We start from the raw sequence: 20,098 nt of genomic DNA on the forward strand, positions 1-20,098 counted from the left end.
CTTTCTGACTTGTATTTTCTTTCACTCAGATTATTTATCAATGTATCCCAAACAGTGATATGGCTTTTCAGACATTCCCTAAGGGTTTATAAACTTTTTCAGGTCCTTGTTCAATTCTATGGAATGCTCTGCCTTTAGGGACTGATACCCTGCTTCCGCAGCCTCATTTCTTTCCTTGTTATATTCTTCCTCCACAGCCTCATTAAAAGCCTCCTCGGAGGTATCCGAATTGAGCTTCAGAAGATAGTATCCGTTTACGGTTTCAATTACTTCGCTTACTTCTCCTTCTTTCATGGAGATAACGGTATCTTCCAGTACCTTCTCTTCCCCAAAGGTATCTTTCCCTGCTGTAAATGTAAGTTCTCCTGACCTTATTCCAGCTTCCTCTCCCAGTTCTTGAAAGCTTTCTGTCAAAGCTTTCGACTTCAGTGTTGAAAGAAGTTCCTTCTCCTCTTTCTGCCCGAAGAGATAGGTGATCTTAAATTGCCTGTAATCCTTCTGGTCCATTCTGCTTCGTATTGCTTCTTTGTCAATGTTCGATTTATCTATGTAAATATTGTAATATTTGGCGGTTAATGCAAGCTTTTCCTGTATGGCTGTAACGCTCTCAATTGAAAGTCCATAGGAACTTAAGGTTTCCTCACCGAAATTTTTCTGAATGCTTTCTGCTCTTCTTCGGCACTCTGACTTTTCCTCCTCTGTCAGGGTATATCCTTCTTCTATGGCCATTTCATAAAATAGCTGGTATTTTATTGCATTGTCAACGGCTGCATCGGTAAGTTCCCTGGCCAGTTCTTTTGCCTTTTTGTCTCCGGAACCCTTCCCGTCCTCCTTCATATAAGAGGTATAAAGTTCCTCCTGCATATTGGCTAACAAAACATGATACATCATTTCATTAAGATAAATAGCAGTCTTATCAAAAGTAAAAGCAACTGTAGATTTATAATTCAGATCCTTCTGACAGCCGCCTAGTAATACTGCCATTATGATAAACAGGAACAGGACTGCTGTTTTATGTTTTAAGTAAGATTTCCTGCCATCCAATTTCTTTTCGATTGTCCGGAGCTCATCCTTTATTTTTATTCCGTTACGGTTCATTTGTCCTCCTTCTGTCTGAAACGGCTGTTCTATGATTCTAGTATAGCAGACATTATAAAATGAAAAAGATACAAGATTTTTAAAAAGGTGTTATTTTTTTAGATAGCAGGTGATACCTGAAAAATTCCGGACACCCTTGCAAAACATACATTTTTTGGGATTTCCTTTAAAGATAAGACTCATATGGTTTAAGATTGAATAGAACAACCGAAAAGAAGCAATAGAAAAAATAAAAAATATTGTATTTACAAATATTATCATATTTGATATAATGAAGTCCTCAATATTAGTTTTTTGACTAAACTATATCTTGCATACACTATGCCCTACATCTAATCAAAAGTTTTTTCTAGTTTCTGGCTTCATCGTCGACCCCCATTTGAACATAATTGTAATACATTTTCCACGAAAAAGGTACAGGCAGATACACTTATTAAAGTTCTTCAAAGATTTCAGACAGCAAGTAAGACCTATGAGTCTGGTTACTGGACCCGGGACGGTTCTTGCAGAGAAGCTGCAGATTAACAGAGAAAGGAGGAAGGTATAGATATTCAAACAGTATGTAGGTAAGTAAAAACAAAACTATATTTTTGGAGGGGTAATTATGAGTAAATCATTTAAAAAAGTTCTATCATTCTTCTTTGCATTTATGCTGGGTTTTACAGGTTTATTTACAATCAATGCCAGTGCTGCCACTGATTACTGGCAGAATTGGACAGACGGCGGCGGTACTGTTAACGCTGTCAATGGTTCAGGCGGCAATTTCAGCGTAAGCTGGACAAATTGCGGTAATTTTGTTGTAGGAAAGGGATGGAACAGCGGAAATGCTTCAAGGGTTGTAAATTACAATGCCGGTGCCTTTTCCCCTTCCGGTAACGGATATCTGACCTTTTATGGCTGGACCCGGAATTCCCTTATTGAGTATTATGTTGTGGACAGCTGGGGTACCTATAGACCTACCGGCACCTACAAGGGAACTGTTAACAGTGACGGCGCAAACTATGATATCTATACAAACATGCGCTACAATGCTCCCTCTATTGACGGTATCCAGACCTTTCAGCAATTCTGGAGTGTACGGCAATCTAAAAGAGCTATCGGCAGTAATGTTCAGATAAACTTTCGTAATCATGTAAATGCCTGGTCCGGTAAAGGGATGAATCTGGGCAGCAGCTGGTCTTATCAGTCAATGTGTGTGGAAGGTTACCAGAGCAGCGGTTATGCCAATGTAACTGTCTGGTAATTGCAGAATCTCGTTCCTTAGCGTTACTCTGCTTTCTTTCAGCAAAAGCATGACCTATGGATACGGTCCGGTATTATAACTAAGAACTATTAAATACTTACCTACATACTGTTTGGATGTTTCTTCCCCCCCCCTGCTTATATCCTCAAATGATCAAAGTAAATTGTTATCTGAAAGGGAATTAAATGAAAAAAAGTTTATTACTTGTACTTTTTCTTATATTTTTTATACAGAACAGCGGCTGCTCCAGCAAATCTCCTGAAGAGCTGGTATTTGTACAGGGCGGCAATTTTGTTAATTCACACTCCTCTTTTTATGGAGAGACAACAGAAATAGAGGATTTTTATATCGGAAAACAGGAAGTCACCCAGAAGGAATGGTCTGCGGTAATGGGACAAAATCCCTCTGAGTTCAAGGGTGATAACCTGCCAGTTGAAACAGTCAGTTGGTATGAAGCAATTGAATACTGCAATAAAAGAAGTGATAAGGAAGGTAAAAAGCAATATTATAATATCAACAAAGAGCAGATTGACACAAATAACACCAATGAATTCGATGACGTAAAATGGATTGTTACAATCAATCAGGATGCTGATGGTTACCGTCTTCCTACCGAAGCCGAATGGGAATACGCTGCCGGCGGCGGCCAGCAGAGCAAAAACTATCTTTATAGCGGAAGCGGCATTGCAGAAGAAGTTGGCTGGTATTGGAGAAATTCAGGAAAGGACCTCTTATCCGGAGACTGGAGCTGGCCAGCCATATCTGCAAACAATAGCAGCACAAAAGCAGTAGGCAGCTGTAAACCAAATGAATTGGGGCTTTATGATATGTCAGGAAATGTGCGGGAATGGTGTTTTGACTGGTACGGTGAGGGGGATGCTAACAGCAGTTCTTCCAGGGTAACAAAGGGGGGTGGATGGATTGGCGATGTAAGCTGTCTGGAGCCCTCTTTCAGAGGTAAATTCGAAGCCAACGGGAAAGGCTCCGACCAGGGACTTCGTATCTGCCGGAATGCAGAATGAAAACCAGCTGATTTCCCGGCTGTGTCTGAAAACTGCTCGTTGCCGGACCAACAGTTCCACTTCGTGAGAGGAAAGGTACGATTTTGGGGACGTAGCGGTGTTACGTTCCCCAAATTATAACACTGAATACCGCAAAGCGGGGCATTCAGTACGGTGCAATGAGTTTTCAGACATGACCAGGGTTTTGGTGCGGGTAGATCAATTGAAATATTTATTTTGGTGTTCTTCTTATTTTTCGGAAGAATTTAAGGATAGATTCTTTGGAAGCTGCGTTCTTACTGTCCTCCCGCATTGCTTCTTCGATAAATAGCTGCTGTGAATCGATGGGCTCCGCTTCAATGTCGATCTTTCTGTAAGTGCCGTCCTTACCAAGTATCCTTGCTTTTACGGAATCGCTGAACATAACCTCCAGAATATGCTGAATTCTTTCTTTTATATCCTCATCCAATATAGGGCAGGCAATTTCAACTCTTCTCTGGGTGTTTCTGGTCATCATATCTGCAGAGGAAATATACAGCCTGGCATCTTTCCCCAAGCCAAAACTGTAGATTCTGCAATGCTCCAGGAATCGTCCTACAATACTATACACAGTTATATTATCCGTTTTTCCCTTTATTTCGGGAAGCAGGCAGCAGATTCCTCTGATTATAAGCTTAATCTTCACCCCTGCCTGAGATGCTTCTGATAACTTATTAATAATTATCTTATCCGTCAGGGAATTGGATTTCATTACAATACTGGCAGCTTCTCCTCTTCTTGCCTTCTCTATTTCGTCATCAATGAGAGCAATGAGATTATTCTTGAAAGAATAAGGAGCCACAAAGAGGTTGTTGTAATTCCCTTTTAAGTTACTAATGGACATATTCTTAAAGAATTCATTGGCTTCCTGCCCGATTATCTGATTAGCTGTCATGAGGGAAAGATCTGTATACAGTTTAGCGGTCTTCTCGTTATAATTTCCCGTTCCTATCTGTGTGATATAAAAGATACGGTTTCTGTCTCTTCTGGTAATGAGACAGATCTTACTGTGTACCTTAAAGCCTTCAAATCCGTAAATAACATTACAGCCTGCCTCTTCAAGACGCTCTGCCCACTCTATGTTATTCTTCTCATCGAACCTTGCCTTTAACTCCATAAGAACCGTTACTTCTTTGTTATTCTCTGCAGCGTTGCAAAGGTAATCAATGATTCTTGAATTTCTGGACAAACGATAAATGGTTATTTTAATCGAGATTACAGATGGGTCCTGGGCACTTTCTCTAAGAAGCTGAAGAAAGGGTTCCATCTGGTCATAGGGATAGAACAGCAGGATATCCTTACGTTTTAACTGCACCGAAATATTTTCATGGCTGTTTAACAGGGAAGGGTATTGTGGTTTAAACACCGGATAGCTTAGCTGCTTTAACAGGGCTGAGGGTAAATGGCCCTGCAGGTCAAATACAAATCCAAGTACTAAGGGAGCTACACTTGTAAATACCTGTTCTTTCGTCAGATTCAGTTTAGAAAGCAGAAAGCTGCTCAGACTCTTGCTTAAGTGTCCCTGAACCTCCAGCCTTACCGGTGAAAGCCTGGCTCTTTTCTTAATGACCTTCTTCATTCTCTCCCGGAAATCGTCATCTACCTCAAAGACTTCATCCTCAGGACTGATATCTGCATTTCTTGTAACAGATATGACTGCTGCGCAATCCACCTTGTACATGCCGAACACTTCTGCTATGTGTTCTAATACAATCTTCTCCATCAGTATGTAGCTGTTTTCTGTACCAGGAAGCATAAAATAAGCAGGTAAGGACTGAGATATGGGAATAAGTCCAAACTTCGTGGATTCCCCTGTAAACTCACATATAATATAGATTCCCTTATTTACAAGATGAGGGAATGGATGCCTGGAGTCAATCACCTGAGGGGACAGTATGGGTTTGATATCCTCTTCAAAGATTTTATCCAGTTGTTTTTTCTCACTTTTTTTCAGTTCACCGCTCTCCAGATTACGTATTCCAAATTCTCGGAGCTTCTCTTCCACCGTCTGAAATACCCGATCCCGCTCTTTATACAAGGGTACTGCAGCCTGAAATATGAGCTCCAGCTGCTGTTTTGCCGTAAGTCCGGTCTTATCGTCCACATTATTATCCATATACATAAGGTCGGTAAGACTGCCTACCCTTATCATAAAGAATTCATCCAGATTGCTGGTAAAGATGGATACGAATTTCAACCGTTCATAAAGAGGCACAGTCTCCTCCTCTGCTTCCTCCAACACACGTCTGTTAAAGCGAAGCCACGACAGTTCCCTATTCTGCATAAAGGGTTCATCATTTTCCAGATGGGGCATACACATTCTCCTTTATTATTCTTTCGTATAGATATCCTTCTCTGACACCATAACGACTGACAAATATTTCTTTTGCACTGTAGAAATCAGCTATGGTATCCACTGCAATCAGCCCCGGGATTATGGTATGGATTCTATCCGGGATTACCTGCAATACCGGTGATATGGTCTGCTTTCTGCTATTTTTTATTGTATCGAGGATTTCTTTTATGTCAGAGGTTTTTATTATGATATTTTCTTTACCATAGCCATAAATCTGATTGCTCAGCTTGGCGGCCGCACGCATGGTACCGCCTACACCACAGATAAAAGGTGCTGTTTCTTCTTTTAATTCCAGGGACTTTAATGTCTCCTTTATATGTTCTCTTATTAATTCTCTCTCTTCTTCTTTGGGAATAATCTTTTTTACATAATTTACATAAAGATTTAAAGAACCAACAGGCATACTGGTTGCATATTGAATCTGTCTGTCCTGAAAGGACACCAGCTCAGTACTTCCGCCGCCGATATCTACCAACACGCCGGAGCTTTCCGGAAATACCTTTATAGCCCCTTTAAAGTCAAGAGTAGCTTCTTCCTCACCGGATATTAATTCTACATCCAGACCGGTTATTTCTTTGATTGTCTGGATTACTTCTTTGGTATTTACTATATTTCTAAGGGAAGCCGTTGCAAATATATTTAACTCTTCCTCTTTGATTCCAAAATTACTGATATAATGCTTATACTCATTTAATATATCACAGGCCCGCTTTATTCCTGCGGTGCTAAGCCTCTCTTTTTTGATATAGTTAACAAGGCCCGCCATGGTTTTCTTTTCAAAGATTGACTTTAAACCCATTTCACTTGTTTCATAAATACATAGTCTCATAGTGTTGGAGCCTAAATCCACAATTGCATACAGCATATCATTTCCTCCTGTCTGCCCGGGTACAACCTACTGGCATTGTATCCCGACAATGTTTTAAATATGTAAAGTATTTATTAAGACAATGTAAAATTCTACAAAATACTGCATTTTACTTCTACATTATAATTTTGCTTCCATAACATCATTTTACTTTATAATATCATAACCTTGTTTCAGAACTTTGGATTTAATGTATTGAAAGGTTTCCTCTTCTCCTTTTTCCATTAACATTACCAATAGTTTTTCTAAGAGCTTTTCTGTTTCCGGGTGTATTAAATAGTGCTGTCTTGAAGTATTAAAATAATCATAGGCATCTCTGTCGGTATATGCCTCTTTGTTGTAGATTCTGCTGGCTGCTACCCTGTCGCAGAACATCTCTACAACGTAATTTACCGGCATCCTCATTCCGGACATGGGAGCCCCCTCATTTACACTGTAATCAATCCAATATTCCAGATGGTGTTTGTTTCTGCCTTTATGATGAAGCCATGCCAGACTGTAGCCTCGGTCTTCTCGTTCTGCATTGTTTGGACTTCTATTTCCCTGAAAATACTTTGCACCTACCAGAAATTCTACAGGGCTGTATTTGGACATATCGTGTAACAATCCCTGCCTGTAAAGCCCTGCTCTGAAACAATATCTCATCACCAGATATTTATGATGATTAATTGTTCTTAAATGCTGTAACCACTTCATTCTGCCTGCCATACCTGCTTTCCGGCCCTTTCCCTCATGTTTGGGTTTTATTATATTCTTCCCTTTCAGTTAATGCAACCATTTCGCCGTAAAAAGTCAAATTTTGTGGTACTGGCTGGTGACGCGGAGGATATTCTATGGCGGGGAACGATGACTCGCTTCAAGGTCTCTGTCATGAAAGGTTGTGCGCTCAGCCAGTGGTGGATTTATACCTATGTTACGTAAAGACATCTTAGGACACAGTTCCAATTACCATTATACCATGGTGGATTTATACCCATGTTACGTAAAGACCCCTGGCAAGCTGCTAGCACCGAAGGTACTGCCTTGCTCGGGGGAGCCCGGCAGTGCTCTGGTGCAACTACTGTCATTTAAGTGTCATAGGAATTCCTTCAATAGAAGGTCTATTTTTTTCTGTTACTGTTATCTTTCTGACGTTCTCTCCTATAAGCTTTTAGGTTGGTAAGTTCCTTGGAGGCCTCCATACTTAGCCGGTTGTTCAGGTGATTTGATTCGATGTTACTTTTTGTTTCCTTCCGGAACTGTTTTACGATCAGATAGGCTACACCGTAGAATATAACGATTGCAATTCCTGCTATTAGTCCTGTTCCCTGACCTTTGATAAAGGGCATGCTTATTATGGCAACGATTAGACATAGAAGTACAAACAAGGAGGAATATGGAAATCCTCTTAACCGTAGCCTGTCTTCCGGTTTTCCGTGATTTCTTCGGAATCGGATGTGGGTTGCCATTATCATGGAATAGGTAAACAGGGCAGAGAAGCCGCCGGCACTGATTAGGAACAGATATACCTGAGGAAGCAGTAATCCTACATATAAGCCAAGCAGCATGGCTGCACCGGAGAATAAGATTCCCTTATAGGGTACTTCTTTCACTTCTTTTAGAAATGGCGGTGCCCATCCGTCATCTGCCAGTGACCTTATCATTCTTCCCAGTCCGAACATGGAAGCTAACATTGTGGATAGGATGGCAGTTATTAATACAATATTCAGGACTGTGCCTGCCCAGGTAAATCCGTAGCGGTTAAGCACTGCTACCATTGGGCTTACATCTTCTCTTATTTCTCCTGTTGGTATCAGGAAAAGGGTGGTACCTACTGACAGTATATATAAAGCTAACAGTATTACCACTGTTCGGTGGATTGCTTTTGGTACTGTTTTTCTGGGTTCTCTTGCTTCTGAAGCTGCAAGGCCGATTATCTCAAAGCCTGCATAGGCAAACATGATTATTAGCAGACTTCCTGCAAGCCCTCTGAAACCGTCCGCAAAAAATGCCTCATTTGTAATTGCCGGAGTATCAAAAACGGCAGCTGCACCATTTGTTGTTACGCCCCTTACAATTCCCAATATAAGTAATACACCCATTATAATAAATGCTACTACCGTCAGCATTTTTATAGCTGCAAGTCCGCTCTCTAATTTACTTAGTCTGCTTGCACCCAGTAGATTAATCAGTGTTACTCCTATTATTATGGTACTTCCCAATATAGTAGTAGAAACCTCCGGAAACCAGTTTTTAACCAGTAATGATATTGCGGTTGCTTCACTGGACATGGCAAGTACCATTCCTGTCCAGTATACCCAGCCTGTTATAAATCCTGCTCCTGGTCCATAGGCATCGGCGGCAAATCCTCGAAAGGAACCAACGCCCGGATTATTCACAGTCATTTCAGACAACGCAAATAATATAAAATAAACAAGTACACCACCCAATATATAAGAAAGGATTATTGAAGGACCTGCAGAGTGTATTGCCACAGAAGATCCTAAAAAGAAGGAACCGCCGATTACGGAACCCACTGCCATCATTGTCAGCTGCCAGGCTGATAATCCTTTTTCATGCTTTTCACCCATGTTAACCTCCATTCTTATGTTTGAAGAAAATTGCGCCAGCATTAAATTTTACTATTAGTATCCCACAGAAGTTTTATTATATTAGCTGACTTTTGATTTTCCTTTTTAGCATGAGATTTTATAATTGAAAACTGCTATAATTTAGTAATTATATTGTTTATATTCAGAAGATGTTATACTATAATAATAGTCATACAATCAGGTTATTTTACTTAGATTTCACAGTAAGGAGATGTTTATGAAGTTTATGAGATTTATATCATTAATAAATTTTTTTATTATTCTTTCACTGGTTTTGCTTTCAGGCTGCAGCAGAGAAAACACAAAAAGCAATATTAACTATGAAACCCAAACTATCAGAGAGGATATATTATTTGATACTCATAATGATGATTTTATATTTATCAAAGGAGAGGATATCAATTCAGAGGGTAGCAACGCATTTATGGAATTTGATATGGACAAAAACGATGGTACAAGGGAAATGTTCATGATACGGGCAGATGTTAAAAGCGGTACTGAGATTATGTACTACAATGATAAGGCTGCGGTTAATCTATTACATGCGCTTAAGAACAATCCATTAGAAAATATAAATGCATTTAAGGAAGGAACTCTCCCGAGGGAAGATTATTATTATCAGGTTAGCTTCTATGATCTGGATGAAGATGGTCAGAAAGAAATAATACTCTCTATTGGCAACATGCTTGATGAAGAAGTCAGTATTATCTTTAAAACTACCGATTCTTTAGATACCCCGGCAAAATATATCGGTGCTGCCTACGGCGGGCAAAGTATGTATATAGCTTCTAATTACCATATTTATGCACCCTATGGCACTGAGGATCAGATAAAGGATTACATGTATTTTAATGAGAAACTGTATAAAGCTGTAGACTAATCTTCTGCTCATGATTCAAATCCTATGTTAAACTTAAGAGGGATATCCACTCAGTCCTTATACTGTTCATAAGGACTGAGTGTGATAACCCCCCCAGGTTCACTGCTAACTATCATCAAGCTTCTCTAAAGGTTTCATTTTGCAATAAATTATGCTACAATTGTCAGGAAAACCAACAAAGCAATAGCAGACAGCTCGAATTATAAGTACTGTCAAATGTAATGTGACAGTACCCCTTGCAGAAAGAAGAATAGTTTTGAAGAAGCAAAATGATTTTACAAAAGGCAGTGTTATAAGAAATATTTTAAGACTTTCCCTTCCAATGACCGTGGCTCAGTTGATCAATGTTTTATACAGTGTAATTGACCGTGTTTATATCGGTTTGATTCCTGAAAATGCCACGCTTTCCATGACGGGCATCGGTCTAACCCTCCCAATTCTTACTATTATTATCGCTTTTTCCAATCTCTTTGGTATGGGAGGTGCTCCTTTATGTTCCATCGCCAGAGGCAAAGGAAATAATGAAGAAGCAGAAAAAATTATGGGTAATTCCTTTTCACTGCTTCTCATATTTTCCCTTTTGTTAACCCTTTTAGGTTATATATTAAAAGAACCTTTACTTTATCTCTTTGGCGCAAGTAAAGAGACCTTTCCCTATGCCAATGACTTTATCAGTATCTATCTGATAGGTAACCTGTTCGTTATGATCAGTCTAGGCATGAATAGCTTTATTAACTCTCAAGGCTTTCCTGGAATTGGTATGGCTACTGTCCTGTTAGGAGCAGTTGCAAATATTATCCTTGACCCAATCTTTATCTTTGTATTTCATATGGGAGTTAAAGGCGCTGCACTTGCTACTGTTATCTCCCAGTTCTTATCCGCCTTCTGGGTATTCCGTTTCCTTACCGGAAATATGGCCATACTTCGGCTTAAATGGTGTAACCTGAAACTGAAGGCCTCTATTGTGAAACAGATTACGGCTCTTGGCCTCTCAGGGTTTATGATGGCTATTACCAACAGCATCGTCCAGATCGTCTGTAATAAGAGCCTTCAATTTTACGGTGGTGATCTATACGTTGGTGTTATGACCGTACTTAATTCCATCAGAGAAATCATATCCATGCCCGTATCCGGCTTAACAAACGGTTCACAACCTGTTATTGGATTTAATTACGGTGCCGGTGAGTATCACCGTGTCCGAAAGGCTATCCGTTTCATGTCTGCTGCCTGTATTGCTTACACCCTGGCAGCCTGGGGGGTATTACATACTTTTCCCCATTTTTTCATACAGATCTTCAACCACAATGAAAACCTAATAAAAGCAGCAGAAACAGCCGTGCGGATTTACTTTTTCGGTTTCTTTATGATGTCGTTGCAGTTTGCCGGACAGTCTGTCTTTGTAGCCTTAGGCAAAGCTAAGTATGCGGTATTCTTTTCAATCCTTCGTAAAATTGTTATTGTTGTACCACTGACAATACTGCTGCCAAGAATTCTGACAACCGGAACGGACGGAGTCTTCCTCGCGGAACCTGTATCTAATTTCATTGGTGGCAGTGCCTGCTTTCTTACTATGTTAACAGTGGTAAAAAGAGAATTAAAGACAAAAGAAATAGCTGTCTGACACTGGGTCAGGCAGCTATTTCTCATATCCTTACATTTATATTAAATCTTATACTCATCTATTAATTTCATAAAATCCTCTTCTTTATCCTTGGCATAATCAGCATACTCCATGTCCAGATTCTCTAATGTAGTAGCAAGCTTACCAAGAAAGGCCGGGATATCACTTTTTTTCATACTACCAACGGGCTTTCCAAGATGACAGGCACCTTCTAAAGATGAACCGCAGATATGCAGATCAAAAGCGTCTACAGGTTCATTATCCACCCTTCTCTTAATACCGGTAAAACCCAATGGACTTATCTGATGTCTTGCACAGGAATTCAAGCAACCGGATACAGAAAGCTGTGGCAGCCTGTCTGGGTTTATTCCTTCTGCTTTCATATAATCCAGAGCAGAGTGAATCAGTTCCTGACTTGCTATCATGCCAACCTGGCAGGAGGGTGTTCCCACACAGGATATACTTCTGGAAAGTGATGTGACCATGTTAGTATTGGAAAGCTTATCAAGCAGTATCTCTGCCTGCTTTTTTGTAAGATTTCTTACAAAAAGGCTTTCATCCATGGACAAACGGATATCCGGAGCAATATTATGATTTTCCGCCTCTAGGATCTCTTCAATGAAATCTCTAAGTACTTTAAAATCAGATATTTCAAATTGTCCGCAGATAGGATGGATTCTCACCGCAAACAGACTTTCCTGCTTCTGCTCAAAAATAACCTCACCTTTATCAGTAAATATAACTTCCTGGCCTGTTTTAGCATCCTTCTCTATCTTTATATCACAGGCAGCAAACTCCTCTGCGAATTCTACAAAGCCACTGTCGCCTTCTACTTCTTTTAATTTATTATAAAAGGCTTCCAAAAAGGCTTCTTCACCGATTCTTACCGGTACGTAACGAAGTCTTGCTTTTGCTTTATTCTGATAATCGCCTTCAGCCATAAACAGCCTGATTGCTGCCTCAACATAATGGAGAGCCTTGGATGGCTCAATCAGTTCTTTCAGTTCAATACCAATAGCCGGATTGTTACCAAGTCCGCCGGCCAGATATACTTTAAAATAAGGCTTACCCTCTTTTACGACTGCCAGAAAACCTAAGTCCGTGGAGGTACAGCCAGCATTATCCCTGCCGCCGTTAGAGTAGGCTATCTTAAATTTCCTTGGTAACCGATACTCGGTTATATGCTCCATTAAATATTCCCCGGTACAGACAGCAAAAGGGGTAACATCAAAAGCTTCACCCTTTTCCACCCCGGAGAGAGGTGACAGAGCAACGTTTCTGGGGAAATTACCACCGCCTCCTCTTGTATATAAACCATTTCGAATGGATTCCTCCATTATCTCACATACTTCATCAAGAGTCAGGTCATGCAGCTGAATCGCCTGCCTGGTAGTCAGATGAAGCTTCTCTATACCGAACTTTTCTGCTAAACGAAGAATCAAATCAGAATACTCTCTGCTCAGTATTCCTGAGGACACACGAAGACGAAGCATGAACTGCTCACCGCCCTTTTGTGCATAAACGCCCATTCCTCCTGAGATACCCTTAAATTCAGCAACCGTTAGTTCTTTTCGAAGGAAGCTTTCACCTTTTTCCTTAAAACCTTTTATTTCACTGATTAGTTTTTCTTTATATTCCAGTGTCTGCACTTTGCTCATATCAGAAAATTCCTTTCTGCCTGTGCCGTATTATTCCCTGCGGTACATTGCCTGTCTATGCTGCCTGAAGCACCATATGTAATTGTATACCGTCCTATTGTAAGTCAAACCATGGAAAAAATCAAGGTTTAACAAGTTAACTTACTAGAGTGCTTTTTGAACTTCTCTCTGATAGAATTACCATCATTATCAAGAATACCAGCAATACAAAAGGATATAAAAGAAACGTTACCGAGTTGGCAATTGCACCAAATAGCGGTGGCATAAAGGTTGAACCAATATAAGCACAGGCCATCTGCATTCCCATCATGGACTGAGAGGCTGCTTTACCAAAACGTCTCGGGGTTTCGTGAATCATACCCGGATAAATAGGAGCACAACCAAATCCCATAAGCAGCAAACCGCCCATCAGTGTGTAATCTCCAAAAGGCAGTATCAGCAAGATGATACCAAGAAGTATAATTCCTTCTCCCATACGTATCATGGTGTTACTCTTCACCTTCATGGTAATAAAACCACCAAGGAATCTTCCTGCCGTTATACCAAGATAAAAAAGTGATACCCATTTAGCCGCAGTCTCCGGTGAAACCTCCTTGGTATACACCAGGAAGCTGCTGCCCCATAAACCGGCGGTTGCCTCAATAGCACAATAAGCAAAGAAAGCAAATAAGGCGGAAAGTACACCTTTTTGTTTTAGTATTTCACTCTTTTTTAGCTCCTTCTGACCTTCTTCCTCAATATCTTTATTTTCCTCCTTGACCTTCTTCCACAAGGGCAAGGAAAGGAACAATATTACCGAAAGGCTTAACTGTAAGATTCCGATAGTTTTATACCCCAAATCCCATCTTCCGCCCTGTTTGAGAAAAGATGCCATAATGACAGGTCCAAGGGTAGCACCTACTCCCCAGAAACAATGGAGCCAACTCATATGATTGGCTTTATAATGTAATGCAACAAAATTGTTAAGTGCTGCATCTACAGAACCTGCTCCCAGTCCTAAAGGAATTGCTAAAAGGCATAACCAGATAAAGCTGTCAGAGTAAGCAAACCCAAGTAAAGCACCAGCTGTCATGATAACACTGATGGCTGTAACAAGTCCGGTTCCAAGCTTCTTAATAACAACCCCACTGAAGAAACTGGAGACAATGGTTCCACCTGATACTATCATAGTTACAATGCCGGCATAGGATACAGGCACATTAAGTCCCGGATGAATTGCCGGCCAGGCAGATCCAAGTAAGGAGTCCGGAAGCCCCAGACTGATAAATGCAAGATATATAATAATTAACAGTAATATTGTCATTCTAACCTCTTTCCTGAAAGTCCATGATGTAGATTCTTAATTATGCAATACCTAATACCCAGTATTAATAATATTTCATATTCACAGGACACTCTTATTAATTTAAACAATTTATAGCTTAATTGTTTACAAGCCTTTTCTGGACAGTACATACTTATCCACCGAATGCTCCAATATAAATCTAATCATACCCTGTTCAAAATCCTCTTCGAATTTTTGTGATATCACCAGAAAAATATCGAACTTTCCAAAAAGAAGCTTTTCTGCAACTTCTTTAATTCCCGCAGCATCCTCTTCCTGAAAGAAGTCACCATACAAGACTATCTGCTCCGGTGCTATGACACAGGATAAAGCTGCCACAAGCCTGCCAACAGCTTCCCCTATTTCTTCCCGGTTATCATAGTCAAGCTTAATCCAATCCACTCCAATAGGAAGACCTGCGATCTCACCTGCAAAGCTTTTATTTCCTGTATAAACTTCACCGTTTAGAACAATCCCGGCACCGGGCTGATAAAGCCTTGGAAAATAAATTCCTGCAACATTCATCATACCTCCGGGTGCTTTGTAGTGGTAATAACCGTTTACTGCCCCATTGATATCATTGATAAAGATAACCGGTATTTTGTATTTCTCCCTATAATGCTTCATAAAGACATCACCAGTTAAGTTTCTGTAGTCATTAATGGTTACAACTCCGTCCTCTTCTTCCCCTGGCAATCCAAAGCCGATTATTGATATATGGGAAACCTTTTCTCTTCCCCTGTCTATAAGTTCCTCAAAGCTTTCCAGCTGAATATCCTCTATAAAGGCTTCTTCTTTATAAACGATCTCACCTGCAAGATTAACTACCGCCAGATGAATACAGTTCTGATTCTCTTTCTGATGACCATAGATAACAATACCATAGCTATAATTTACATTATAATGATATAAAAGTGAGGGTCTGCCTCCGTTAGAGGGTACCATTTCCCCTTCCTGTACTTCTCCATTCTTTACCATATCCGTTAGAATGGAGTTGACAGTTACTACACTTAACCCCGTCTTTAGAGATAACTCCTGCTTCGTTGCTTTTCTTAAGGTCTTTAAATGTTCCCTAACAAGATCTTTATTAACTTCTTTCATCAACAGGGTATTTCCGATTAACATAAAACACCTCCTAATACTGATTGTAAATGATTAATTTTTACAATTACTTTTTAAAAGTTCTTTAATAAGTAATTTTATTATAATGAGTACTAAGAACTCTGTCAATCTTAATTTCTTTAAGCTATTCGTACAAAAACTCTTATACTAACTGTACTGACATACTGCTTCTAAAGCAGTACATCTCATACAGCTATATAAGAGTTTAATATCAGCTTTTTTCAATATATCAAGTGTTGTTATAGGCGCCAAAAGCCAGTTTATATTAATGACAGAAATCTACATTAAATTGAAAGCTTCATGCTTCCAGAGTAAGGTATAAGAATTCCTAGTACTCTGTTATTTTTTCTATAATGTATCTTTTATCGGATATTAAAAATCAGTGGTGCCACAACCAATATAAGGCCTGCTAATGCCATGCATACAAAAAAGACTCTGTTGTCTGCAGCTAGTCTTATATCCTCCTGCAATCCTCTACCCCATTTCAGTGATAACTTCGTCTCATTATCCCTGACATCGCTTCTTATACTCAGCCCACCGAGCACGGAAAGCCCTCCAATAACGAGCAACAGCATACCTGCATATTCAATAATACGCATATAGCTATAGTCATAATATCTGCTAATTAGATAACAAATCCCCATTACTATTCCAAATAAAAGAGAAAAAATTATTACTCGAACTAAAATAGTAAATAATAATCGCTTCAACACCATTACCTCCTAGTCATCTGTATTTGTATTTTACACAGTACATTTCAACTTATGTATATTATACCTCAGCTGTATTAATCTGTAAAATTATAATACCATTAGAGTTTTGTAGATTATAAGGGTTTTTATATAGCTTCTTCAAGTAGAATTTACATCTCCGGATACACCATTCAAACAGCTAAGCCATATACTATACTATCAACATAATCAGAGGTAACACATGAACCGAAATTATTCCAAGGAACATGTAACAGAGCTGGAGACTTTACCTGAAACATATACGGTTGATATGGCTGTTAAAAATAAAGATGTGGTTTTAAGTGCCGTAAGACCTCATAATACTGAACGATTCTATGGTTTTCTATCTAATATAGACAAGGGTATACCAGATAAAATAAGAATAACCGCATTTGAATCCGATAATGCGGATATATCAACCAAAAGCATCCTCCAATATGACGGCAGCTCAATTATTTATACCGTCTTCCATAAAGATTCCACAACCTATTACGGAGATAAAATTATTGCCAGCTGCCGTAACAATAATGATATTTTTGATTATTATCTCACTACTGTAGATTCACAGATGGTGCCTGTATATTGGCTGAGCATTTAAAGAGCACGATTTAATAATCTTTTAATTGCAACCTGCAGGATACATCACCCACAAGCAGTGTATCAGGGTGTAATATCCCGCAGGCTGTATTCCAGAAATTAACAAATTCGTTCTTTCTCTGAAAAGGGAAAGTAAGATAAACCTGCGTGCATATATTAAATTAATTAAATCTGGAAGGTTAGACTATGGCTGACGGAAAAGCAGACAATCAATTAAATCTTGCCCTGGATGTTCCAGAGCAGGTAAGAGATAGGACATTGGATCTAAACGTGGGTTTCATACCGGAAGTGAAACTATGGGAACTTATCGTTAAATTCAGTGGTAATATTTCACGAATCGCAGAAGAACTAGGTGCTGTGGTGGTGCCCCTTCAGAATGAGTATGCCATTATAACCATTCAGCAGGAGCTGATACCAAGATTATCAGAATATCAGGAAATAGAATTTATAGAAAAGCCAAAGCGTCTCTTTAATTCTGTTAATCAGGGCAGAAGTATCTCCTGTATCAATCCACTTCAGACCGCCCAGTTCAATCTCTTTGGCACCGGTGTTATTGTTGCGGTTATCGATTCCGGTATCGACTATGCCCACCCTGATTTTAGAAATCCTGATGGCTCCACCAGAATACTGGAATTATGGGATCAGACCATTGAAGGTGCTCCTCCGGAAGGTTATGCCATTGGTACCTTATATACCAGGGAAAAAATCAATGAAGCCTTAAATGCACCGGACCAGGCAGCAAGGCTTGCTATTGTTCCCAGTGTGGATTTATCAGGCCACGGGACACATGTGAAGTGGTTGAAGGCGAAAATCTGCAGCATTAATTATTGAGGTAATTTCCAAACTGGTAACCTGTATATCATAGTTAAAATCTCCAATGTATAATTATTTCCTGATTCTTCTCAATATCCTTTTCTCCGATTTCAATATAATCTACAAATTCATTAATAATCTCATGATCCAATTTATCAAAATTTGCAAACTTACGAATCAGATCCTCTTTCCTCTCATTGGCAGTATCATCTGAAACCATTGATTGAATTACTCCCTCCAAATCTTTTATCATTGATTTAAGCTCCTCTGCCTCTTGTGTAAGAGAGTTTTTTAAATCCGTATACTCGTCTTCCGATATGACCTGATTTACTTTGTCAATATATAAAGCAGTTAAAGCTTTTTTTGCTTTTGATAGCCTATCCTCCATTGCGGAAAGTTCAGATTGCTTACGTTTTATTAATTTGCTGTTGTCTGGATTGAACGTAAAAAATTCTTCAAGCTGCTCCTGCTGCAGCTGGGTTTGTATTATGCCTTTTAATTTTTCCTCTAATAAAGAAATCAGCTTTCGGTAACTAACGGAATGAGAGGTACACTGTTTCTTCATCGTCCTAAGATAGAGCTGGCAGTAAAGACTCACATATTTTTTATTACCATTACACCTGCACATTGTACTTCCACAGTCCTTGCACTTGACTTTTCCTGCCAGAAGATTAATTTGCTTCTGCCCCTGCTCGTCAATGGAGCATGCATATTTTCTGCTTTTTTTTAATCTCTGTACCAGTTCAAATGTATCCTTATCTATAATGGGCTCGTGACAGCCAGGTACTATAATCCATTCTGATTCCGGCACCGTAACTACTTTTTTACTCTTGTAACTGACTTTTTTCTCTCTCCCCTGAACCATATCCCCTATATACATTCGATTACTGAGTAACCTTTGTATGGTAGTTGTTCCCCAAATATTTTTTTCACCATATTTAGCCTGTTTTGAAACGTTCTGATATGTAAACCCTTTCATTTTCTTATAATTGCTGGGAGTTGGAATTCCTTCCTCATATAACTTATTACATATCTGTCTGTTTCCAAGTCCCTGCACTGCATAACTGAAGATTTTTCTTACGACCCTTGCAGCTTCTTCATCAATAATAAGCTTATGCTTATCCTCCGGAGACTTTCTATACCCATATGAGGCAAATGATCCCATGAATTCCCCCTGTTCCATCTTACTCTTAAAAACGCTTCGTATATTTTCAGAAAGATCCTCACTGTACCATTCGTTTACCAGCCCATTTATTTGCCTTGCTTTTTTATTTCCCTTCACTTCGGTATCTGCATTGTCCACTACACCTATAAACCGGATTCCAATAAGGGGAAATAGTCCATGAATATACTTTTCGACTAATTCCATATCACGTGTAAACCGGGCCTGCGTCTTACAAATTACAACTTTAAAACAGCCAGCTTTTGCATCTCTGATAAGCCTTTTAAAATCAGGTCTTTCCCCATCAAGGCCAGAGTAATCATCATCTGAATAAATATCATATATGGAGAATTGTTGGGCTATAGCATAGTTAATCAGAAGTAGTTTTTGATTCTGGATACTTGCACTTTCATCACCTTGGCTTATTTTGTATTCATCTTCCTTAGACAGCCTGCAATAAATGGCAGCTTTATCCACATTTACACCTCCCCTAAAATCAACCAAATGACAACTCTGTGGACTGGTGTATATACCAAAAATACTGGCATATATGTTGGATATATCCCATCACCTATCACCCCAATCCATTCTGCTGTCTATTTTTAAGAATTCTAATAATAATCTGTTTTACAGCTTTTTCCTTCTCCTCTTGTGTACTGGTTTTATAAACATCCTTTACTACAAGCATGAAAGTCCTCCTTCTTATGGGTGTATTCTTAGTAAATATATTTGAATTACAATTTGTCCTATTCGTTAAAAGGTAATTGCTTACTTTTAATAATATCGATCGTAAAAAACAATAGTCAATTAAGCATAAGATTAAAAAAAACTAAACATTGACCTATGCTTAATTGATTATTGTTAGATAAACTGCTGAAAGTATAACTTGCAGCACCCAGCAGCTATAAATCACATATGCACATAAAATGCATTCTGTTAAAAGGGGACAGGTTCCATAGTTTCCTTTCTCTATCTTTTGGTAAGCAGGAAATCT

Annotated in this window: 16 protein-coding genes; 6 read left to right on the forward strand and 10 right to left on the reverse strand. The window is 39.2% G+C overall.

All coding sequences use genetic code 11. From position 1 onward, the window contains the following. Window positions 1-78: 78 nt before the first annotated feature. The gene (locus BR73_RS0123445) at window positions 79-1,098 is read right to left on the reverse strand and encodes a peptidylprolyl isomerase (protein ID WP_033168248.1); all 1,020 of its coding nucleotides are present in this window, start codon (window positions 1,096-1,098) and stop codon (window positions 79-81) included. A 649-nt stretch (window positions 1,099-1,747) separates the two neighbouring features. On the opposite strand from BR73_RS0123445, the gene BR73_RS0123450 reads away from it, so the two are divergent. Beyond that, window positions 1,748-2,341: a glycoside hydrolase family 11 protein gene (locus BR73_RS0123450; protein WP_242860767.1), complete on the forward strand. Its 594-nt coding sequence runs from the start codon at window positions 1,748-1,750 to the stop codon at window positions 2,339-2,341. Between the two features lie 185 nt (window positions 2,342-2,526). Further along, entirely contained in the window at window positions 2,527-3,363 is an 837-nt protein-coding gene (locus tag BR73_RS0123455; protein WP_033168250.1) for an SUMF1/EgtB/PvdO family nonheme iron enzyme, read from the forward strand. A 211-nt stretch (window positions 3,364-3,574) separates the two neighbouring features. Here the strand turns inward: BR73_RS0123455 and ppk1 are convergent, their stop codons facing one another. The 4 genes from ppk1 to BR73_RS0123475 form a co-directional block, all read right to left on the reverse strand. Beyond that, a complete protein-coding gene (gene ppk1 / locus BR73_RS0123460) occupies window positions 3,575-5,695 on the reverse strand; it encodes a polyphosphate kinase 1 (protein ID WP_033168251.1) in 2,121 nt (706 codons plus the stop codon). After that, the gene (locus tag BR73_RS0123465) at window positions 5,676-6,602 is read right to left on the reverse strand and encodes a hypothetical protein (RefSeq protein ID WP_033168252.1); all 927 of its coding nucleotides are present in this window, start codon (window positions 6,600-6,602) and stop codon (window positions 5,676-5,678) included. The genes ppk1 and BR73_RS0123465 overlap by 20 nt, the downstream gene beginning before the upstream one ends. A gap of 150 nt (window positions 6,603-6,752) precedes the next feature. Further along, on the reverse strand, window positions 6,753-7,301 hold the full coding sequence (locus BR73_RS0123470; protein ID WP_033168895.1) for a DUF5662 family protein: 549 nt from the start codon (window positions 7,299-7,301) through the stop codon (window positions 6,753-6,755). 404 nt (window positions 7,302-7,705) lie between these two features. Then, window positions 7,706-9,175, reverse strand: a complete 1,470-nt coding sequence (locus tag BR73_RS0123475) for an amino acid permease (RefSeq protein WP_033168253.1) — start codon at window positions 9,173-9,175, stop codon at window positions 7,706-7,708. 238 nt (window positions 9,176-9,413) lie between these two features. Here BR73_RS0123475 and BR73_RS0123480 point away from each other — a divergent pair, with 238 nt between their 5' ends. Continuing rightward, a complete protein-coding gene (locus BR73_RS0123480) occupies window positions 9,414-10,076 on the forward strand; it encodes a hypothetical protein (protein WP_033168254.1) in 663 nt (220 codons plus the stop codon). 256 nt (window positions 10,077-10,332) lie between these two features. After that, entirely contained in the window at window positions 10,333-11,697 is a 1,365-nt protein-coding gene (locus tag BR73_RS0123485) for an MATE family efflux transporter (protein WP_051685525.1), read from the forward strand. A 41-nt stretch (window positions 11,698-11,738) separates the two neighbouring features. Here BR73_RS0123485 and BR73_RS0123490 read toward each other — a convergent pair whose 3' ends face one another. The 4 genes from BR73_RS0123490 to BR73_RS0123505 all read right to left on the reverse strand — a co-directional run bounded on the left by BR73_RS0123490 (window position 11,739) and on the right by BR73_RS0123505 (window position 16,511). Beyond that, a complete protein-coding gene (locus BR73_RS0123490) occupies window positions 11,739-13,355 on the reverse strand; it encodes a nitrite/sulfite reductase (RefSeq protein WP_033168255.1) in 1,617 nt (538 codons plus the stop codon). A gap of 136 nt (window positions 13,356-13,491) precedes the next feature. Beyond that, window positions 13,492-14,658 (reverse strand): MFS transporter, encoded by a 1,167-nt coding sequence (locus BR73_RS0123495; RefSeq protein WP_033168256.1) that lies wholly within the window; start codon window positions 14,656-14,658, stop codon window positions 13,492-13,494. Window positions 14,659-14,784: 126 nt separating this feature from the next. After that, complete coding sequence (locus BR73_RS0123500; protein WP_033168257.1) at window positions 14,785-15,804, reverse strand: ROK family protein; 1,020 nt, start codon at window positions 15,802-15,804, stop codon at window positions 14,785-14,787. A gap of 359 nt (window positions 15,805-16,163) precedes the next feature. Beyond that, a complete protein-coding gene (locus BR73_RS0123505) occupies window positions 16,164-16,511 on the reverse strand; it encodes a hypothetical protein (RefSeq protein WP_033168258.1) in 348 nt (115 codons plus the stop codon). A 223-nt stretch (window positions 16,512-16,734) separates the two neighbouring features. Here BR73_RS0123505 and BR73_RS0123510 point away from each other — a divergent pair, with 223 nt between their 5' ends. Beyond that, window positions 16,735-17,130, forward strand: a complete 396-nt coding sequence (locus BR73_RS0123510; RefSeq protein WP_033168259.1) for a hypothetical protein — start codon at window positions 16,735-16,737, stop codon at window positions 17,128-17,130. Between the two features lie 185 nt (window positions 17,131-17,315). Continuing rightward, a complete protein-coding gene (locus tag BR73_RS0123515) occupies window positions 17,316-17,960 on the forward strand; it encodes a S8 family serine peptidase (RefSeq protein ID WP_051685526.1) in 645 nt (214 codons plus the stop codon). Window positions 17,961-17,994: 34 nt separating this feature from the next. Here the strand turns inward: BR73_RS0123515 and BR73_RS0123520 are convergent, their stop codons facing one another. Then, window positions 17,995-19,581 (reverse strand): recombinase family protein, encoded by a 1,587-nt coding sequence (locus tag BR73_RS0123520; RefSeq protein WP_033168260.1) that lies wholly within the window; start codon window positions 19,579-19,581, stop codon window positions 17,995-17,997. Window positions 19,582-20,098: the final 517 nt, after the last annotated feature.

Source organism: Clostridium sp. KNHs205, from assembly GCF_000702945.1.
GTDB lineage: Bacteria > Bacillota > Clostridia > Lachnospirales > Lachnospiraceae > Anaerocolumna.